The following is a 17,928-nucleotide window of genomic DNA, read 5'->3' as shown; positions in this document are numbered from 1 at the left end:
CCGCATCACGGTTCGAGGCGCGGCGCGCGGAAGTGCCCGTTCTGGTGCAGCACCACGGCACGCACCTCGCCGCTGGAATAACGCTCAAACTCCAGCTCCGCCCGCACCGCGTCGTACGCAAACCGGTCGCGCTGCCCAGGCAGCGGATAGACGGTGTAGCGCGGTTGAGAGCCCAGGCGCACCTGCAGGCGGCCACTCGTGGCCTGCACATCCATCACAGTGCCGCCGCGCAGGCGATAGCGGCCCAGGTACGGAGCCAGCACCTTGTCGGACTGTGGCGGCGCGAGGCCCAGCACGGGCTCCTTTACACGCAGGGCCGTCAAGCGCGCGCCAAAGCGCGTGTAGCGCAGCACCGCGGGCCGCCCTTCCTTGTCGCGCTCAAAGCGCAGCTGCCGGCCCGATGTGGGCTGCGTGAAGGCGTCGGTCCCCAGCACCTGCAGCGGCTCGAACACACCGCCAGTCGGCCGAAGCTGAAGTTGACCATCCACCAGGGCCAGGCTCAGGGCCACCGCAGGCGACGCGCGGTAAACCCCCTCGTACGGTGCCAATGCAGCTGCATCGGTGGCGGGCTGGCCGGGCGGCACGGGGTAGCGCTGCGCCAGCAGCGGGGTCATCACATCCTGCTGCGCGGCCTGGGCGTTGGCCACGAGGGCAATCACCGCTTCGCCCCGGTCGGGTGCCAGCAGCCATACGCTGCGAAAGCCCCCCGTGCCGCCGCCATGCAGCCAAGTGCGCAGTCCATCGCGCTCGCGCAGCATGATGGCGTAGCCGATCTGGCCGCCGTCGTGGTCCGCCAGCGGCGTGAACAGGCGCTCGGCCGCGGGGCCCAGAGGCCCTTGCGCGCCGGCCAGCAACGCGCGGCTGAACACCAGCATGTCGGCCGCCGTGGAGCGCAGGGCGCCCGCACCGGAGAACGCATCGAAATCCCACACCGACACCGGCATCTCGCCCTCATGCGGCACAGCCAGGCGCGGCGCCTTGTCGCCCAGCGACTGCACCGTGTCGTGCATGCCCAGCGGGCCGGTGATGCGCTCTTGCACCAGCTCAGCCCAGGGCTTGCCATGGCGCTGAGCCAGCAGCTCGCCCAGCACCGCAAAGCCGAGGTTGCTGTATGCGCCGGCACACGGCGGCGACTGGGCGAGACGCGCATCGGCCAGCGCCTGCCACAGCCGGGCGCGGTCGTACCGCAAGTACGGGTTTGCGGCGTCCGAACCGCGGCGGAAGTCCGCCGGCAAGCGTGGCAGGCACGAGGTGTGCGTGACGAGCTGGCGCAGGGTGATGGCAGCCACCGGGGCGGGCAAGACGGGCGCCAGCGCGGGCGAGCCATTGAGCAACCCGCCCAACGTGTCGTCCAGCGCCATGTCGCCACGCTCCACGGCCTGCGCCAGCAGCAGGCCGGTGAACACCTTGCTGATGGAGCCCACTTCAAACAACGCCTGGGCAGGTGCCTGTGCCACGCGGTTGTAGGCTGTACCGAAACGTGCCTGGCCACCGTGCCACACACCCACCTCGGCCGCGCCACGCAACTTCCCCAGCGCTGCGGCCGCCATGGCGTCGGCCGGGCCCGACCAGTCGAAGCTGCGTGGCAACACTGGTGCGGCGGGCGCTGTGGCTGTGCCGGCGGGCTGCGGCGCCTGCGCACCGGCATGCCCCGCCAACGCGGCCGACACCAACCCGGCAGCCAACGCATGCCACGCCACCCTGTGCGCCCAGACAAAGGATTCCACAATGCACACCATGCCATCGCCCTTTTGAACGGCACCGCAACGCGGGTACCAGGGCGGCATGGTCGCACGCGCTGGCTATGGGCCAGCTTAAGAAGGGCTGTGAGGAAGGGGTGCTGCGACGACGAACATCACCCCCTGTATCTGCGAGGTAGAGTCAAAAAAGGGCCGCAGCGGCAAACGCTGCAGCCCAATGCCGCCGGGGCGGCCTCGCATGTCAGACAATCAGCAGCGTCAGAACGAATGCCCCAAGCCTGCGTAGATGGCGCGCTGCGAGGCGCCTGCCCCCGGCCCGTTGACCGTCACATCCGCAGCGTAGTTGGCAGATCCGCTGTTGCTCACCCCGCCCAGCGACGCATACACAAAGGTCCGCTTGGACAGGTAGTAGTCTGCACCCACCATGAGCAGCGTGGCCTTGCCGTTGCCCCGGTTGGCGCTGACGTGGTAGCCCGCTCCGATCAGCGTGAGCAGCGGCGTGACCTGGTAGCGCACACCCACCCATCCGTGGCGCAGCTTGGTCGGCGTGCCGGACGCGGCGTCGGGGGCCGAGACGCTGTCGATCGCTGCAAAGAGCTTGGCATTGCCCACGGTGTAGGTGCCGCCCACGATGGTTTCGTTGGAGAAGCTATAGACGTCGCTGTGGCGGCCATTGCCGTCGCGCCGGCTGGTGTGGATGGCGCGCAGTTCCAGGTCGCCCGCCACGTAGGCCGCAGACAGTCCCTCGCTGCGCAACTGCCTGGCCGATGCAGGCTGCTCGCCCAGGGCCACCTGGGCATTGAGCGTGAAGCCGCCCCAGTTGGGCGTGGTGTACTCGAACACATTGTTCGCGCCCTGCCAGCTGCGCCCGCGCACCAGCGTGGCGCTGCTCATGAACTGCTGGCCCGTGGGGTCCAGAAACCAGACATCGTTGCTGTTGAGCAGGTTCTTGCCCAGCTGGAACGTGCCCCAGCCCGGGCTCGACAGGCCCACGAAGCTGCGGCGGTTGAAGAAGGCATCGCCCGTGGCGCCCTTGGGGGCGCTGAAGCCGCCCTCCAGCCGGAACACGGCCTTCAGGCCGTCGCCCAGGTCTTCGGAGCCCTTGAAACCGAGCATGCTGGTGCCCCACTGGTTGTCCGCCGCCCGCGTGAGCGATCCGGTGCTGCCTGTGGCGGGGTTGGCGATCTTGTCCACATGCTCCACCCCGGCCACCACCCGGCCGTAGAGGGTGACGCTGGACTGCGCCTGTGCCAGCTGAGGCCATGCGCCCGCAGCCACCAGCGTGGCCGCGACCGCCAGGGTCTTGTTCAATGTGCTGTTCATGATGGTGTGTCTCCATTCGTTGGTGAGTTCTTTGTGATGCGTTCAGAGGTGGCTGTCTGCCCCGCAAACCGTGCGCCCAGGCTGGCGCCCCACCCGTGCGCTGGGGCCCGGCGCACGGGGTGTTTTTGACGTTCGGTAGAAGCGGCTAGCCCTGCGCCGCCAGATCAAAGATGCGCGTCGCCGGCATCCACTTGCGGCCCGCGGGCGTCCATGGCGTGGGCGCCTGGAAGCGCCACATCAGTGCTTCCCAGGCTTGCAGACGGGCATCGAGGGCCTCGGCCTGTGCCATGCGGTCGCCGTCAAAGCGCGCGTCATCCGTCTCCATGAACATGCACAGCCGCGTGCCCAGGCGAAAGATCTCCATGCCCGTCACCCCGTGCTCGCGCAGGTGCTCCCGCACCTCGGGCCAGATGGCGCGGTGGTGCGCCTCGTATTGCGCAATCAGGGCGGGGTCGTCCTGGAGGTCGAGCATCAGGCAGTGGCGCATGGGGCTTCCTGGGGTTGAAGGTAGGAGTGCAGGGGTCAGGGCAATGCGCGGTCGAGGTGCGTATAGCCCCCGTCCGGGTGCAGCCACTGCCCGGTGGTGTGGGACGAGCGGTCCGACAGCAAAAAGACCACTAGGTCCGCGATCTCCTGGTCCCGCGTCATGCGGTGCCCGAGCGGTATGCGCGCGGTGATGCGCTGCAGTGCGGTGGCGGGGTCGGGCAGCGTCTGCAGCCAGCGCTCATACAGCGGCGTCATCACTTCGGCCGGCAGCACCGCGTTGACGCGCACGCCGTGCGGCGCCAGCGCTGCAGCCCACTCCCGCGTGAGCCCCAGCTGCGCCGCCTTGGCAGCCACGTAGCCGCTGGTGCCGCCCTGGCCCGTGAGCGCGGTCTTGGAGGAGATGTTGACGATGGCGCCCTGGCGCTGCTGGAGCGACTCCACGCACAGGTGAGCCATCAAGTAGCAGTGCACCAGGTTGTCCTCCAGCGACCGGCGGAATGCGGCGGTGCCGGCCGCGAGGTCCACCCCATCGTTCACACCGGCGTTGTTCACCAGCCCATCGATGCCGCCGAACCGGCGCAGCGTCTGCGCCACCGCGTCCGTGCAGGCTGCTTCGTCGCCCAGCTCCAGGGCAAAGAACGCAAAGGTGGGGCACAGCGCACGCAGCGTGGCGGCAAAGTCGTCGCCCAACGGGTGGCGGCCCAGGATCACGGGCACCGCCCCTTCGCGCGCCAGCTGCAGGCTGATGGCGCCGCCGATGCCGGCACCGCCGCCGGTCACGATGACCACCTTGTCTTTGAGATGCAGGTCCATACGGTGCTCCTGGCGTGGGTGCGGGTCAGCCGCGGTGCTCGTAGCGGGCCAGCGACTCGGGCTTCATCTCGATGGAATAGCCAGGACGCTGCGGCGGCATGTAGGCCGCGTTGCGGATCACGCACGGGTCCACGAAATGCTCGTGCAGGTGGTCCACGTACTCGATCACGCGGCCTTCCTTGGTGCCGGCGATGCACAGGTAGTCGATCATCGACAAATGCTGCACGTACTCGCACAGGCCCACCCCGCCCGCGTGCGGGCATACCTTGAGGCCGTACTTGGCGGCCATGAGCATCACGGCCAGCACCTCGTTCACGCCGCCCAGGCGGCAGGCGTCGATCTGCACCACATCGATGGCGCCGCGCATGATGAGCTGCTTGAACATGATGCGGTTCTGGCACATCTCGCCCGTGGCCACCTGCATCGAATCCTTCACGGCCTCGCGGATGCGGCGGTGGCCCTCGATGTCGTCGGGGCTGGTGGGCTCTTCGATGAACCAGGGCTTGGCGAATGCCAGCTCCTGGAGCCAGTCGATGGCCTGGCCCACCTCCCACACCTGGTTGGCGTCGATCATGAGCTTGCGATCGGGGCCCAGCACCTCGCGGGCCACGCGCACGCGGCGGATGTCGTCCTGCAGGTCACGCCCCACCTTGAGCTTGATGTGGGTGAAACCTGCATCCACCGCCTCCTGCGCCAGTCGGCGCAGCTTGGCATCGTCGTAGCCCAGCCAGCCGGCAGACGTGGTGTAGCTGGGGTAGCCATGGGCCAGCAGGTCAGCGCGGCGCTCGGCCTGGCCCACGGCGCGCTCGCGCAGCAATGCCAGCGCCTCGTCGGGCGTGATGCAGTCGGTGATGTAACGAAAGTCGATGAGCCGCACCAGCTCTTCGGGGCTCAGGTCGGCCACCAGTTGCCACACCGGCTTGCCCTCCGACTTGGCCCACAGGTCCCAGGCGGCGTTGACCACCGCGCCGGTGGCCAGATGGATGGCGCCCTTGTCAGGGCCGATCCAGCGCAGCTGGCTGTCGGAGGTGACATGGCGCCAGAAGCGGCCCATGTCCTCGGCGATCCACGCCAGGTCCAGCCCGACCACCAAGTGCTCCATCGCGCGGATAGCGGCGCAGCAGATCTCGTTGCCCCGGCCGATAGTGAACGTGAGGCCGTGCCCCTCCAGCCCCGGCTGGTCGGTTTCCAGTACCACATAGGCGGCCGAATAGTCCGGGTCGGGGTTCATCGCGTCGGAGCCGTCCAGGTGGGCGGACGTGGGGAAGCGCACGTCCAGGACGCGCATCGATCGAATGGTGGTCATAGCTCGGTGGTTTTGCGGGGAAAGTCGGCTCGCGTTCAGGCCTGCACGGTGCGCTGCTGCTGCTCGCCCAGGCCGCTGATCCCCAGCCGCATGGTCTGGCCCGCCACCAGGTACACCGGCGGCTTCTGGCCCAGGCCCACGCCGGGCGGGGTGCCGGTGGAAATGATGTCGCCCGGCTGCAGGCTCATGAACTGGCTCAGGTGGCTGACCAGTTGCGCCACGCCAAAGACCATGGTGCGGGTGTTCCCGTTCTGGTAGCGCCGGCCGTCGACCTCCAGCCACAGGTCCAGCACCTGCGGATCCGGCACCTCGTCGGCAGTGACCAGCCATGGCCCGGTGGGCCCGAAGGTGTCGCAGCCCTTGCCCTTGTCCCACTGGCCGCCGCCGCGTTCGAGCTGCACTTCGCGCTCGGACACGTCGTTGATCACGCAGTATCCGGCCACATGCCGCATGGCGTCGGCCTCGCTGATGTAGCGGCCACCTTGGCCGATGACCACGCCCAGCTCCACCTCCCAGTCGGTGCGCTGGCTGCCGCGCGGAATCTCGACCGCATCGTTGGGCCCCACGATGGCGCTCGTCCATTTGGAAAACACCACGGGTTCAGCGGGCACCGGCATACCGGACTCCGCCGCGTGGTCCGCGTAGTTCAGGCCGATGCAGATGAACTTGCCCACGCGGCCCACGCAGGCCCCCAGGCGCAGGTCCTGCTGCGGGGTGCCCGCCACCAGCGGCAGCGAGTCCACATCGAGCTGCGCAATGCGTGCCAGCCCCTCGGGCGTGAGCACGTCGCCAGCGATGTCGGGCACCAAGCCAGAGAGGTCGCGCACGCGGCCCTGGGCATCGAGCAGGCCGGGCTTTTCCTGGCCCTGAGGGCCGTAGCGAAGAAGTTTCACGAAAGAATTCCTTGTGGGTGGCAACGCACCGAGTTGAAAAAGCGATCCGTCGCAGAGACCATCAGTCGTACAGAACGGCGGCGATCTTGGGATCGTTGATACTGGTCTTGTCGTACCAGAAGAAGCCGGTGTCGATCACCTTGGGCAGCTTCTCGCCCTTGAGCGCCTTGACTGCCGCCTCCACGGTCTTGTAGCCAATGCCCACGGGGTTCTGCGTGATGGAGCCGGCGATCAAGCCTTCCTTGATGGCGTCCTTCTGCTGCTTGCCCGAGTCGTAGCCGATGACGACGAGCTTGCGCTTGGTTTCGCGCACCGCATTCACCACGCCGAGCACCGAGCCTTCGTTGGCACCAAACATGCCCTTGAGTTGGGGGTAGGCCTGCAGGATGGATTTGGCGATTTCGGTGGACTTGAGGTGGTCGCCTCCGCCGTACTGCACGCTCACGATCTTGATCTTGGGATGTGCGGCCTTCATGCGCTCGACGAAGCCGTCGCGCCGGTCCACGCCGGTGCGGCTGGTCTGGTCGTGCACCACCAGTGCCACCTCGCCCGCACCGCCGATGAGTTCAGCCATCTTGTCGGCCGCCAGCGCCGCTGCCGCCTTGTTGTCGGTGGTGGCGGTGGTCACGGGGATGTCGCTGTCCACGCCGGAGTCGAAGGCCACGACCGGGATCTTGGCGGCCTGGGCCTTTTTCAGAAGCGGGATCGCGGCCTTGCTGTCCAGTGCGGCCAGGCCGATGGCCTTGGGGTTCTTGGCAAGCGCTGCGGACAGCATGTCGATCTGCTTGTCCACCATGGCTTCGGACTCCGGTCCCTCGAACGTAACGCGCACATCCAGGTCCTTGCCCGCCTGTTCGGCGCCCGATTTCACGGCCTGCCAGAACTGGTGCTGGAAGCCCTTGGACACCAGCGGTATGTAGACCTGCTGTTGCTGCTGGGCCATGGCGGCCGTGGTGCCGCCCCATGCCATGGTGAGGCCCACGGCGATGCTGAGTACGCGTTTGCTGAACATGGTTTGTCTCCTTTTAGTGGTTGTGGGAAAAGCGGAACTCGGGATGGACGGCCCTCAGCGGCTGCGGCGCCGCAGGATGTCGGTGTAGACGGCCAAAATGATGATGGCGCCCGTCACCACGGTCTGCCACTCCTGCGCCACGGACATGATGCGCAGCCCGTTGGTCAGCACGCTCATGATGAAGGCGCCGATGATGGTTCCAAGGATGGTGCCGGTGCCTCCGGCCAGCGAGGTGCCGCCGATGACCACCGCCGCGATGGCGTCCAGCTCGTAGCCCTGCCCCAGCGCGGGCTGCGCCGAATTCAGTCGCGAGGCAATCAGCAGCCCGGCAATGCCGCAGATGCCGCCGCTGACCGAATAGACGACGATCTTCCAGAAATCGACGTTCACGCCCGACAGGCGCACAGCCTCTTCGTTGCTGCCCAGGGCAAAGGTGTAGCGGCCCAGCATGGTCTTGTTCAGCACGAAACTGGCCGCCACCGCCACGACGAAGAGGATCAGCACCGCGTTGGGAATGGGCAGCGACGGCAGCAGCTCGCCGATCAGCGAGTCCTGCGAGATGGCGCTGAAGCCTTCGGTGTCGTTGAAGTAGATGGGCTTGGTGCCCGAGATCACGAGCGACAGCCCCTTGAGCAGCATCATCATGCCCAGCGTGGCAATGAAGGGCGGGATCTTGAGCTTGGCGATCAGCACGCCCGAGATGAACCCGCACAACGCCCCCGAGAGGATGGCCGCCGCAATGCCCAGGGGCAGCGGCAACCCCAGGTAGGTCAGCACCACCCCGGCCATCACGGCGCTGAAGGTCATCAGCGTGCCCACCGACAGGTCGATGCCCGAAGTGATGATGACGAAGGTGCAGGCGATGGCCAGCACCCCATTGACGGCCGTGGCCTGCAGGATGCTCACCATGTTGTCGGCCTTGAGGAAGTTGCCGGACGCGGCCGTGAAGAACGCCATCAGCGCGAGCAGGCTGGCGAAGGCCAGCAGCTTTTGCCGCGTCTCGGCGCGAAACAGCCGCTCTTTGATCGCGGCCCAGGGGCCGACCTTCGATGCAGTGGGCGTCGTCAATGTTGGTGTGGCTTTTGGCATGGTCTTCAGTTCGTCAACGTGGTGGGCCGCCGGGTGGCGAGTTCCATGATCCGTTCCTGGGTGGCATCGGCGGCCGAAAGCTCGCCGGTGATGCATCCCTCGCACATCACCAGCACGCGGTGTGACAGGCGCAGCACCTCGGGCAGCTCGGAAGAGATCACGACGATGGCTTTGCCCTGCTCGGCCAGGGCGTTCAGGAGCTTGTAGATCTCGGCCTTGGCGCCGACATCGATGCCGCGCGTGGGCTCATCGAAGAACAGGATGTCGCAGTCGCGCAGCAGCCATTTGGCGATGACGATCTTTTGCTGGTTGCCGCCGGAAAGCAGGCGCACCTGCTGCTGCACCGAAGGCGTCTTGATGCCCAGCTGGCGCACGTATGCTTGCGCCGTGCTGCGCAGGGCGGCCTGGTCCAGGACGATGCCGCCCCGCGCAAAGGAGCGCATGGACGACAAGGCGATGTTGGTCTCGACGTCGAGCCCGGTGGCCAGGCCAAAATGCTTGCGGTCTTCGGACAGATAGCCGATGCCCAGCGCCACCGCCTGCTGCGGCGAACGGATGGTGACGCGCTGGCCCCGCACATGGATTTCGCCAGCGTCGATGGGGTCCGCACCAAAGATGGCCCGCGCCACCTCGGTGCGCCCCGCGCCCATCAGCCCGGCAAAGCCCAGGATTTCGCCGCGCCGCAGCTCAAAGCCCACATCCACGATGGCCGCCTTGCGGCACAGCCCCCGCACCTGCAGCACAACCTCGTTGCCCGTGGTGTCGGGTACGTGCTTTTCCAGGGCTTCGAGCTGGCGGCCGACCATCATGCCGATGATGCTGTCCACGCTGGTCGACGCCATGGGCACGGTGGCGATGGTCTGGCCATCGCGCATCACCGTGACCCGGTCGGCGATCTGCTGCAGCTCGTCCATCTTGTGCGAGATGTAGACGATGCCCACGCCCTCGGCCCTGAGCTGGCGGATGATGCGAAACAGGTCGGCCACTTCTTCGTTGTTCAGCGCGGCGGTCGGCTCGTCCATGATGAGCACCCGCGACTGGAACGACAGCGCCTTGGCGATCTCGACCATCTGCTGCTTGGCCACCGTGAGCTCGCCCACCAGCGTGCGCGGGTCGAGCTGAAGGTTCAGGCGCTCGAAGATGGCACGCGCCTGGGCGTTGAGCGCATGCTCGTCCAGCACCAGGCCCAGCCTGTGGCGCGGCTCGCGGCCGATGAAGATGTTCTGGGCGGCGCTCAGGTGGTTCATCAGGTTGAGCTCCTGGTGAACGATGCCGATGCCCAGCGCCTGGGCGGCGCGCGGGCTGCCGATGTCAGCGGGCTGCCCGCTCACCAGCACCTCGCCGTCATCGCGCGGGTAGATGCCGGACAGCACCTTCATCAGGGTGGACTTGCCCGCGCCGTTCTCGCCCATGAGGGCATGGACTTCGCCGGGCATAAGTTCGAAGCGCGCCTTGTCCAGCGCCCGCACACCGGCAAAGGCCTTGGACAGGTTACTGATCGAGATGAGCGGAGAGGTCATGGCTGCCTGGGCCTCATGCAATGCCATAAAAGCGCTGTGCGGTGCTGCGCCACACCGCGTCCTGGTCGGCCGGCGGCAACTGGCCGATCAACACGCCGGCGGTGGCCAGCCATTGGTCATAGCTGCTGGCCAGCGTGACCACGGGCCAATCGCTGCCCCACATCAGCCGCGTCGGGCCGAATCCTTCGAGCAGCGCATCCCACACCGGCCGCACTGCGGCCACACAGGCCTCGGCCGATGTGCGCTGCTGTGGCTGCAGCTCGGTCAGCAGGCCCGAAAACTTGCAGTGCACGCGCGGCAGTGCCGCCAGCTCGGCCATGCAGCGGCGCCACAGGGGCGCCCAATCGGCATGCCAGCCCTGGGCCAGCTGCGGCTTGGCAGCGTGGTCCACCACGACCTGCAGGTCGGGCCAGGCGTGCAGAAAGCGCAGTAGCGATGGCAGGTGCTCGGGCTTGACCAGCGCGTCCAGGCGCAAGCCCAGCCGGATCAGTGCCTGCACGGCGTCCGCACGCGGCGCGCGCTCGATCCAATCGACGTCCGGCAGGTCCTGCAGCATGGGGCGCACGCCCTTGAACTGCGGGTGCCGCGCTAGCGCCTCCAGCGTGGCGGCCGCGTCGCTGCGGCTCAGGTCTACCCAACCGACCACACCGCCGATGAAGTCATGCTCAGCGGCGAGTCCCAACAGGAATTCGGTTTCCGCCACCGAGTCTGCAGCCTGGACCAGCACGGTGCGGACGGTGCCCGTGGCCTGGAGCGTGGGCTCCAGATCGCAAGGCATGAACGCACGCAACAGCGGCGCAAGCGCGGGCTCATCGGCACGCAGCCAGGTGTAGTCACCGCGTGCTGGGTTCCAGAAGTGCTGGTGCGAGTCGATGCGCGTCATGGGCAGGGCTACCGGTGCTGAATGGCGTTGCCGCTCAGATGGTCACGCCACCGTCGACGAGCACCGCTTGCCCCGTCACGAAGCGGGATTCGTCGCTCAACAGGTACACCACCTGCGGGGCTATGTCGTCCACCGTGGCCAGGCGGCCCAGCGGCTGGCGCGCGATGAAGTCTTTCTCGGCCTGCACCGGGTCTGCAGCACCCGCGATGCGCTCGCGCAGGGATGGCGTGTCCACCGTGCCCGGGCACAGCGCATTGCAGCGCAGGCCCACGCGGGCGAAATCCGCCGCGATCGCCTTGCTCATGCCGATGACGGCAGCCTTGCTGGCGCCATAGACGAACCGGTTCGGGAAGCCTTTGATCGACGAGGCCATCGAGGCCATGTTCACGATGGAGCCACTGGTGCCCGCGCGCTCCATCCGGGCCAGCATGCCCGGCAGGAAGGCCCGCGCCACGCGGTAGGCCCCTTTGACGTTGAGGTCCATGCTGAAGTCCCACGCTGCCTCGTCGCATTCAAGCACGCTGCCGTTGTGCACGTAGCCCGCGCAATTGAAGAGCCCGTCCAGCGCAGGCAGCTGCGCAGCCAGGGCCACCACGGCAGCGCTGTCGCGCACATCCAGCACATGGGTCGTGAGCCCCGCTCCATCCTGGGCCAGCCGCGCCAGCAAGGCTGGGTTGAGGTCGGTGGCGATGACCTGAGCGCCTTCGCGGGCACAGGCCAGTGCGCTGGCGCGGCCAATGCCTTGGCCAGCGGCGGTGATCAGGATGGTTTTGCCTTGCAGTCTCATGGAGTACCTTTGGTCTGTAACTTCATATATGAACTTTTTGTTCATTAGAAAATAATGTACAAAGGCGACGACTGCCATCCAATCAGTGCTTACCCTGCCCTGGCCGATGTCCCGCGACCGGGATACCCTCTGGTAAGGTGAAGCCGCTTTTTCTGCGCGCTGACCGGCGCCAAGGGACACTCCATTCCGCCCCCCTGAATCCGTAGCGCTGCAAGCACTCCTTTTTCTCCATGACAGAACCCAACGACCGCTACCGCGCCCCCGCCCTCGACAAGGGGCTGGACATCCTCGAGCTGCTGGCAGAGCAGCCGCACGGCCTGACACGCGCCGAGATCGTGAAGGCCATGGGCCGCGGGCCGAGCGAGATCTACCGCATGCTCGAGCGCCTGGTCGCGCGGGACTACGTCACGCGGTCGCAGCAAGGCGACCGCTATGCGCTCAGCCTCAAGCTGTTTGTGCTGGGGCACCGGCACCCGCCCATCGAAAGGTTGGTGGCGCAGGCCCTGCCTGCGATGGAAGCCTTTGCCACGGCGGCCGAGCAGTCGTGCCACCTGGGCATTTACAACCGGGGCAACATCACCGTGGTGGCGCAGGTCAATGGCCCGGGCAACTGGGGGCTGTCCATCCGGCTCGGGGTGCGGGTGAGCCTGATCGATACCGGATCGGGCCATGTGGTGCTGGCGTTTCAGTCCGAGCAGCGCCGCACCGAAATGCTGGCAGAACACGACGCGCTGGAGGGTGAGGTGCCCATGCCGGAGGCCGAGCTGCAGGCCATTCTGGACCGCATCCGCACGCTGGGACACTGGCAAGGCGACAGCCAGCAGGCCTATGGCGTCACGGACATTTCGATGCCCATCCTCGGGCCCCAGGGGCATGCACTGGCCGTGCTCACCTGCCCCTTCATCCGGCGCATTGATCGCCATGTCGGCTCGGACCTGGACACCGCCCGCGAACTGCTGGCACGCGCGGCGACCGGGCTGTCACTGCGCTAGACAAGCGGTACAAGAGAGCGTTCATGGTTGGCACTTCTGACAAGGAATGCCAACTACCGGGCCGAGGCTGGCCTGGGCATCCAAGCCAAGCACCAACCCGGGCAACCCAGCGGTCGGGTTGCCATGCGACGTTCATCCGCCGGATCCGCTAGGCGCCCCGCCAGCAGCCACAATGCAGGCCATGCTTGCGCTGCTTCGCACCTTCTCCTGGCAGGACCTGCGCCACCACCCCTGGCGCAGTGCTGCGGCAGTGGCGGCGGTGATGCTGGGCGTGGCGCTGGCGTTTGCGGTGCATGTGATCAACGCGTCTGCGCTGGATGAATTCTCCCAGGCCGTGCGAGCCGTCAACGGGCAACCTGACCTGGAGCTTCGGGCCATGCAGGGTAGTTTGCCTGAGGCACTGTACGGGCAGCTTGCCACCCATCCGCAGGTGGCACGCGCCAGCCCGCTGCTGGAGCTGTCGGCCGTGGCGCGGGCCCTGCGGCAGGGGTCGGGTACGGCGACCGTACCCACTCCACCCCCCACGCCACTGCGCGTGCTGGGCGTGGACGCCCTGTTGCTGCCCGCCATGGCCCCCGCGCTCATGCCACAGCCCTGGGCGGGCGCCGACCGGCTCGCCCTCTTTGCACCGGCCACGGTGTTCCTCAATACAGCAGCGCTGCAGGCTCTGGGCCTGCCCACCACGCCCCCCACCTCGGCAGAACCGTCGCCACAGCTGCTGCTGCAGGCCGGGCTGCAGCAATGGCCGGTGCGCGTTGCCGGCACGGTGGCTGCGGGGGGCGCACCGCTGGCAGTGATGGACATCGGTGCCGCACAAGACCTGTTTGGCCGCGCCGGCCAGCTCAGCCGCATCGACCTGCAGCTTCAGCCCGGCACCGACCGCAGCGCGTGGGAGCAGGCCGTGCGCGCCCTGCCCGGCTGGCCGGCGCAGGTGGTGTTTGCGCAGCCGGGCGATGCGGCGCAGCGCATCAGCAATCTGTCACGCGCCTACCGCGTGAACCTGACTGTGCTGGCGCTGGTGGCGTTGTTCACGGGGGCGTTCCTGGTGTTCTCGGTGCTGGCGCTCAGCGTGGCACAGCGCGCGCCGCAGTTCGCGCTGCTGGCCGTGCTGGGCGCCACACCGCGCCAGCGCCTGGCGCTGGTGCTGGCCGAATCCGCCGTGCTGGGCCTAGTGGGCAGCGCCGCCGGCATCGCCCTGGGCACGGCCCTGGCCGCCGCTGCGCTGCGCCTGCTGGGGGGCGACCTGGGCGGTGGCTACTTTGCAGGGGTGCAACCGGTGCTGCAGTGGAGCGCGCCAGCAGCCCTGGCCTATGGCGCACTGGGCGTGCTGGCAGCACTGGTGGGTGGCTGGTGGCCCGCGCGCGCCGCGCAGACGCTGCCGCCCGCGCAAACCTTGAAAGGCCTGGGCACAGTGTCCAGCCAGGCGGGCCAAGGCTGGATTGGTATCATTTTGATAGCTATTGGCGCAATACTGACTAGCGCACCACCCGTTTTTGGCATACCACTGGCCGCCTACCTGGCCATCGGCCTGCTGCTGGTGGGTGGCATTGCCGTGCTGCCCTGGGCCATGGCCTGGCTACTGCACCGCCTGCAGCCGCTAGCCGCACGCCACGCCCTGGCGCTGCTGGCACTGGAGCGCGCTCGGCGCATGCGTGGCACGGCCGCTATCGCGGTAGGCGGGGTGGTGGCCAGCCTGAGCCTGGCCGTCGCGCTGACGGTGATGGTGTCAAGCTTTCGTGGCTCGGTCACGCAGTGGCTGGACGCTGTGCTGCCATCGCCCCTGTATGTGCGCTCGGCCCTGGGTGCGCCGGGCAGCGAGGCCGCACTGCTGCCGGCAGGCTTCGCCGAGTCAGTCGCACAGTTGCCCGGCCTCGCGCGTGTGCAAGCCCTGCGCGCCAGCCCGCTGCAGCTCGACGCCACGCGCCCCGCGCTCATGGTCATCAGCCGCCCGCTGGGCACCGACCCCGCCCGCAACCTGCCCCTGGTGGGCGAAGCCCTGCCCGTGCCCGCCGGGCGCACTGGCGTCTACGTCAGCGAGGCGGTGGTGGACCTGTATGGACTGCGCCCCGGCATGGAGTGGCCCGCACTTTCTGATGCTTTTACCCCCCTGGCGCTTGATAGACAAGCGCAACCAGCTATCTTTTACATAGCGGGCGTGTGGCGCGACTATGCACGGCAGTCGGGCGCCGTGGCGATGGACCGCGCCGTGTGGCTGCGCCTGACGGGCGACGCCCGCACCAGCGACCTGGCGCTGTGGCCCGCAGAAGAGATCAACATCACGGCGTTGCAGGATGCGATCCGCGCAGTGGCGGCAGCCCAGGCGGGCCGTGTGCCCCCGGCCCAGGACGGCACCAGCGCGGCGGACGAGGCCCTGGTGGAATTCGTCTCGGTGGGCGCGATCCGCGAGCGCTCGCTGCGCATTTTTGACCGCAGCTTCGCCGTCACCTACTGGCTGCAGGCCGTGGCCATCGGCATCGGCCTGTTTGGTGTGGCCGCCAGCTTCAGCGCCCAGATTCTGGCGCGCCGCAAGGAGTTTGGCCTGCTCGCCCACCTGGGTCTGACGCGCCGCCAGATCCTGGCCGTGGTGGCTGGCGAGGGCGCTGCCTGGACTGGCGTGGGCGCGGCCGCAGGCTTGCTGCTGGGCTTGGCCGTATCGGTGGTCTTGGTGCACGTGGTCAACCCGCAAAGCTTTCACTGGACCATGGACCTCAGCCTGCCCACCGGGCGCCTGCTGGGCTTGTGTGTGGCCGTGGTCGCCTCGGGCACGGTGACGGCGTGGCTGGCAGGGCGGGCTGCGGCTGGGCGCGATGCGGTGATGGCGGTCAAGGAAGATTGGTGAACGGCGGGCGGTCTGTCAAGTTCCGATAGTTTGGTTAAAAATTGTTTGCAATCCCTGCAGATTTTGATAATCATCCATCACCAATCAAACCCGATCCCGGGGTTGCCAGCCATACCGGCGCACCGTGCCAACAGCCAGCAGCCCCATGTCCAGCCACCCTGATTCAAGACCAGACGCGCCGCCTCTTGGCCCCACAAAGAGGGCCGCCGCGCAACCCGAGGGAGTTCAATGAAATCGATATTTCGCCAAATGGCGGCCATGGCTGCGCTTTGCTGTGGCCTGGCAGCACCTGCCTGGGCACAATTCACCATCCCTGCAGGAAGTTCATTCGACGTGCCCGGCGGCTCCATCGACATGGGGTGCCTCCCCGTGCAGGTAGAGGGTTCCCTGAACATCATTACGGGCCAGTTTTCGACCAGCGGCAACCTCAACGTCGCTGGCACGGGCGTGTTCAACGGTGGCTCCGGTCTGCTGACCGTGGGCGGTGACCTGAGCAGTTCGGGCACTTTCAATCCCGGGTCCGGCACGGTGGCGCTCACGGACGGTTGCACCGGCAACACGAGCCAGCTGTCGGGCACGCTGGTGTTCCAGAACCTGACCCTGAGCAGCACCACGGGCCGCACCTTCGTCATTCCAGCCGGCACCAACATCACCGTGCTGGGCACCTTGACGCTGCAGGGCGCACCGGGACAAAACATCCAGCTGATCTCCTCTGGCGGCGGCACGGCAGTCATCAACCTCGGCCCCGGTGCCGTGGTGAACCAGAACTTTACGTCCCTGGCGGGCAATGTGCAGATCGGTGGCGCAGTGGCGGCCACCAACATCCCCACGCTGAGCGAGTACGGCCTGATGCTGCTGGCACTGCTGATGGGCATGGCGGCCTTCTGGCAGCGCCAACGCCACGTCGCAGCCGCTCCACGCAGCTGAGTTTTCAGGCCTCCACAGATCTCCACCATGAAATACCTGCCTCACCCTCTGCGCCTGATCGGAGCCCTGGGCGCCGCCTATGCCCTGCACAGCCCGGTAGCCCTGGCCGCCGACATCTCCNTTGTGATCAAGAACTCCACGGGCACCCAGGAGCGTTTTCGCGTGCAGGACAGCGGCGAAGTGCTGGCCCCGGGCCTGAGCGGTGCCACGCCCAATACCAGCCTCACCTGCTTTGACAGCCCCACCGGTCGGCTTGGGCCCTGCGCCGCAGGCATTGGCTCCGGTGCGACAGGTGCTACCGGGCCCACAGGGCCCACTGGCGCGACCGGTGCCACCGGCGCAGGTGCTACTGGCGCCACGGGTGCAACGGGACCGGCGGGCGCGGTGGGAGCCACTGGTGCCGCAGGCCCAACTGGCGCCACCGGGGCCGCCAGCGCCGTGCAGGGCCCCACAGGTGCCCAAGGCCCCGCCGGCCCTACCGGCCCCACTGGTGCAGACAGCTCCGTCGTCGGGCCCACGGGCGCCCAGGGGATTCAAGGGGTTCAAGGCGCCACAGGCCCTGTGGGGGCGACGGGCGCTACCGGGGCAGCTGGTGCAGCCGGCGGCGGCCTGGGGGTTCGAGACAACAGCAGCACCAGCCTTGGCACGGTCATCGACATATCCGTGAGCAGCCAGTCCTATGTGGCCGTCATGACGTCCACCAAGCACTACGTCAAGCTACGCTTCAACGGAACGATCCAAAACGAGTCTTCCATTTATTTTGTGTCGACCGACTGCACAGGCACACCGTATGGCGGCAGCGGGGGTACTTCGAGCAACCAGCGCTTTGCCAAGACCGTGGTCTACCGATCGACAGGGCAGCTCTATACGCTGTCCAACCCCGACGCCAACGGCTTGGCCACGCCTGTTTCGCAAGCCACGCTGGGTATCGACGTGAACTCCATCGAGGACAACGTGTCAGGAACTTGCACTACGTCGGCTTCCACCCAGCACATGTTCCCGCTGACCTTGGTCACGCCTGCCAGCGTGGGGCTGCCGAACAGCATTGCGGCGCCGCTTTCGTTCACCCCTTGAGTACCGCAGGCCCGGGTTGAAGCGCTTGATCCTCCCCACGGGCGTGCCCATTGAGTTGCGGGCAACAACAGACTGCCCACGTAAAACGCGCCTTGAATCAGAGGCGCTCCGCAGCACGCAGTACGAATACGACGTTTGACCCCGAAGGTCCATGGCGCCTCACCCATCACCACCTTTAACACCCACCTGCCATGACACTTAGATTCCAACCCCTTCATCTGGTTGTCACCTTGGGCGCGGCATACGCTCTGTACAGCCCAGTGGCCCTGGCCGCCGACATCTCT

General features: G+C 67.4%; 14 protein-coding genes. 3 read left to right on the top strand and 11 right to left on the bottom strand.

Annotated features, from left to right (window positions below; translation table 11 throughout):
• Positions 1-5: 5 nt before the first annotated feature.
• The 11 genes from ASE52_RS14285 to ASE52_RS14235 form a co-directional block, all read right to left on the bottom strand.
• Positions 6-1,787 carry a serine hydrolase gene (locus tag ASE52_RS14285; RefSeq protein ID WP_057226937.1) on the bottom strand — a complete coding sequence of 594 codons (1,782 nt, stop codon included), beginning with the start codon at positions 1,785-1,787 and terminating at the stop codon, positions 6-8.
• 171 nt (positions 1,788-1,958) lie between these two features.
• Positions 1,959-3,023 carry a porin gene (locus ASE52_RS14280; protein WP_057226935.1) on the bottom strand — a complete coding sequence of 355 codons (1,065 nt, stop codon included), beginning with the start codon at positions 3,021-3,023 and terminating at the stop codon, positions 1,959-1,961.
• A gap of 145 nt (positions 3,024-3,168) precedes the next feature.
• Positions 3,169-3,510 (bottom strand): L-rhamnose mutarotase, encoded by a 342-nt coding sequence (locus tag ASE52_RS14275; protein WP_010463970.1) that lies wholly within the window; start codon positions 3,508-3,510, stop codon positions 3,169-3,171.
• Between the two features lie 35 nt (positions 3,511-3,545).
• Entirely contained in the window at positions 3,546-4,322 is a 777-nt protein-coding gene (locus ASE52_RS14270; RefSeq protein ID WP_057226933.1) for an SDR family oxidoreductase, read from the bottom strand.
• Between the two features lie 25 nt (positions 4,323-4,347).
• The gene (locus ASE52_RS14265; protein ID WP_057226931.1) at positions 4,348-5,628 is read right to left on the bottom strand and encodes an L-fuconate dehydratase; all 1,281 of its coding nucleotides are present in this window, start codon (positions 5,626-5,628) and stop codon (positions 4,348-4,350) included.
• Positions 5,629-5,663: 35 nt separating this feature from the next.
• On the bottom strand, positions 5,664-6,521 hold the full coding sequence (locus tag ASE52_RS14260) for an ureidoglycolate lyase (protein ID WP_057226929.1): 858 nt from the start codon (positions 6,519-6,521) through the stop codon (positions 5,664-5,666).
• 61 nt (positions 6,522-6,582) lie between these two features.
• On the bottom strand, positions 6,583-7,533 hold the full coding sequence (locus ASE52_RS14255) for an ABC transporter substrate-binding protein (protein WP_010463966.1): 951 nt from the start codon (positions 7,531-7,533) through the stop codon (positions 6,583-6,585).
• A 54-nt stretch (positions 7,534-7,587) separates the two neighbouring features.
• Positions 7,588-8,622 carry an ABC transporter permease gene (locus ASE52_RS14250; RefSeq protein WP_241777006.1) on the bottom strand — a complete coding sequence of 345 codons (1,035 nt, stop codon included), beginning with the start codon at positions 8,620-8,622 and terminating at the stop codon, positions 7,588-7,590.
• 5 nt (positions 8,623-8,627) lie between these two features.
• Positions 8,628-10,142 carry a sugar ABC transporter ATP-binding protein gene (locus ASE52_RS14245; protein ID WP_057227270.1) on the bottom strand — a complete coding sequence of 505 codons (1,515 nt, stop codon included), beginning with the start codon at positions 10,140-10,142 and terminating at the stop codon, positions 8,628-8,630.
• A 13-nt stretch (positions 10,143-10,155) separates the two neighbouring features.
• Positions 10,156-11,025, bottom strand: coding sequence for an amidohydrolase family protein (locus tag ASE52_RS14240; protein WP_057226925.1), 870 nt, complete (start codon positions 11,023-11,025; stop codon positions 10,156-10,158).
• Positions 11,026-11,059: 34 nt separating this feature from the next.
• Positions 11,060-11,812 (bottom strand): SDR family oxidoreductase, encoded by a 753-nt coding sequence (locus ASE52_RS14235; RefSeq protein ID WP_010463962.1) that lies wholly within the window; start codon positions 11,810-11,812, stop codon positions 11,060-11,062.
• 230 nt (positions 11,813-12,042) lie between these two features.
• On the opposite strand from ASE52_RS14235, the gene ASE52_RS14230 reads away from it, so the two are divergent.
• The 3 genes from ASE52_RS14230 to ASE52_RS14220 all read left to right on the top strand — a co-directional run bounded on the left by ASE52_RS14230 (position 12,043) and on the right by ASE52_RS14220 (position 16,570).
• Positions 12,043-12,804, top strand: coding sequence for an IclR family transcriptional regulator (locus ASE52_RS14230; RefSeq protein WP_057226923.1), 762 nt, complete (start codon positions 12,043-12,045; stop codon positions 12,802-12,804).
• A 172-nt stretch (positions 12,805-12,976) separates the two neighbouring features.
• Positions 12,977-15,643 carry an ABC transporter permease gene (locus ASE52_RS14225; RefSeq protein ID WP_057226921.1) on the top strand — a complete coding sequence of 889 codons (2,667 nt, stop codon included), beginning with the start codon at positions 12,977-12,979 and terminating at the stop codon, positions 15,641-15,643.
• 228 nt (positions 15,644-15,871) lie between these two features.
• Complete coding sequence (locus ASE52_RS14220) at positions 15,872-16,570, top strand: IPTL-CTERM sorting domain-containing protein (protein WP_241777005.1); 699 nt, start codon at positions 15,872-15,874, stop codon at positions 16,568-16,570.
• Positions 16,571-17,928: the final 1,358 nt, after the last annotated feature.

The organism is Acidovorax sp. Root275, assembly GCF_001428965.1.
Taxonomy (GTDB): domain Bacteria; phylum Pseudomonadota; class Gammaproteobacteria; order Burkholderiales; family Burkholderiaceae_C; genus Acidovorax; species Acidovorax radicis.
This window is presented reverse-complemented; position numbering and strand designations above follow the sequence as displayed.

Bases quoted from the DNA above. Each gene is read 5' to 3' on its own strand.
- ASE52_RS14240 (WP_057226925.1), bottom strand. From the start codon at position 11,025: ATGACGCGCATCGACTCGCACCAGCACTTCTGGAACCCAGCACGCGGT.
- ASE52_RS14270 (WP_057226933.1), bottom strand. From the start codon at position 4,322: ATGGACCTGCATCTCAAAGACAAGGTGGTCATCGTGACCGGCGGCGGT.
- ASE52_RS14245 (WP_057227270.1), bottom strand. From the start codon at position 10,142: ATGACCTCTCCGCTCATCTCGATCAGTAACCTGTCCAAGGCCTTTGCC.
- ASE52_RS14265 (WP_057226931.1), bottom strand. From the start codon at position 5,628: ATGACCACCATTCGATCGATGCGCGTCCTGGACGTGCGCTTCCCCACG.
- ASE52_RS14280 (WP_057226935.1), bottom strand. From the start codon at position 3,023: ATGAACAGCACATTGAACAAGACCCTGGCGGTCGCGGCCACGCTGGTG.
- ASE52_RS14225 (WP_057226921.1), top strand. From the start codon at position 12,977: ATGCAGGCCATGCTTGCGCTGCTTCGCACCTTCTCCTGGCAGGACCTG.
- ASE52_RS14230 (WP_057226923.1), top strand. From the start codon at position 12,043: ATGACAGAACCCAACGACCGCTACCGCGCCCCCGCCCTCGACAAGGGG.
- ASE52_RS14285 (WP_057226937.1), bottom strand. From the start codon at position 1,787: ATGCCGCCCTGGTACCCGCGTTGCGGTGCCGTTCAAAAGGGCGATGGC.
- ASE52_RS14250 (WP_241777006.1), bottom strand. From the start codon at position 8,622: ATGCCAAAAGCCACACCAACATTGACGACGCCCACTGCATCGAAGGTC.
- ASE52_RS14275 (WP_010463970.1), bottom strand. From the start codon at position 3,510: ATGCGCCACTGCCTGATGCTCGACCTCCAGGACGACCCCGCCCTGATT.
- ASE52_RS14255 (WP_010463966.1), bottom strand. From the start codon at position 7,533: ATGTTCAGCAAACGCGTACTCAGCATCGCCGTGGGCCTCACCATGGCA.
- ASE52_RS14235 (WP_010463962.1), bottom strand. From the start codon at position 11,812: ATGAGACTGCAAGGCAAAACCATCCTGATCACCGCCGCTGGCCAAGGC.
- ASE52_RS14220 (WP_241777005.1), top strand. From the start codon at position 15,872: ATGAAATCGATATTTCGCCAAATGGCGGCCATGGCTGCGCTTTGCTGT.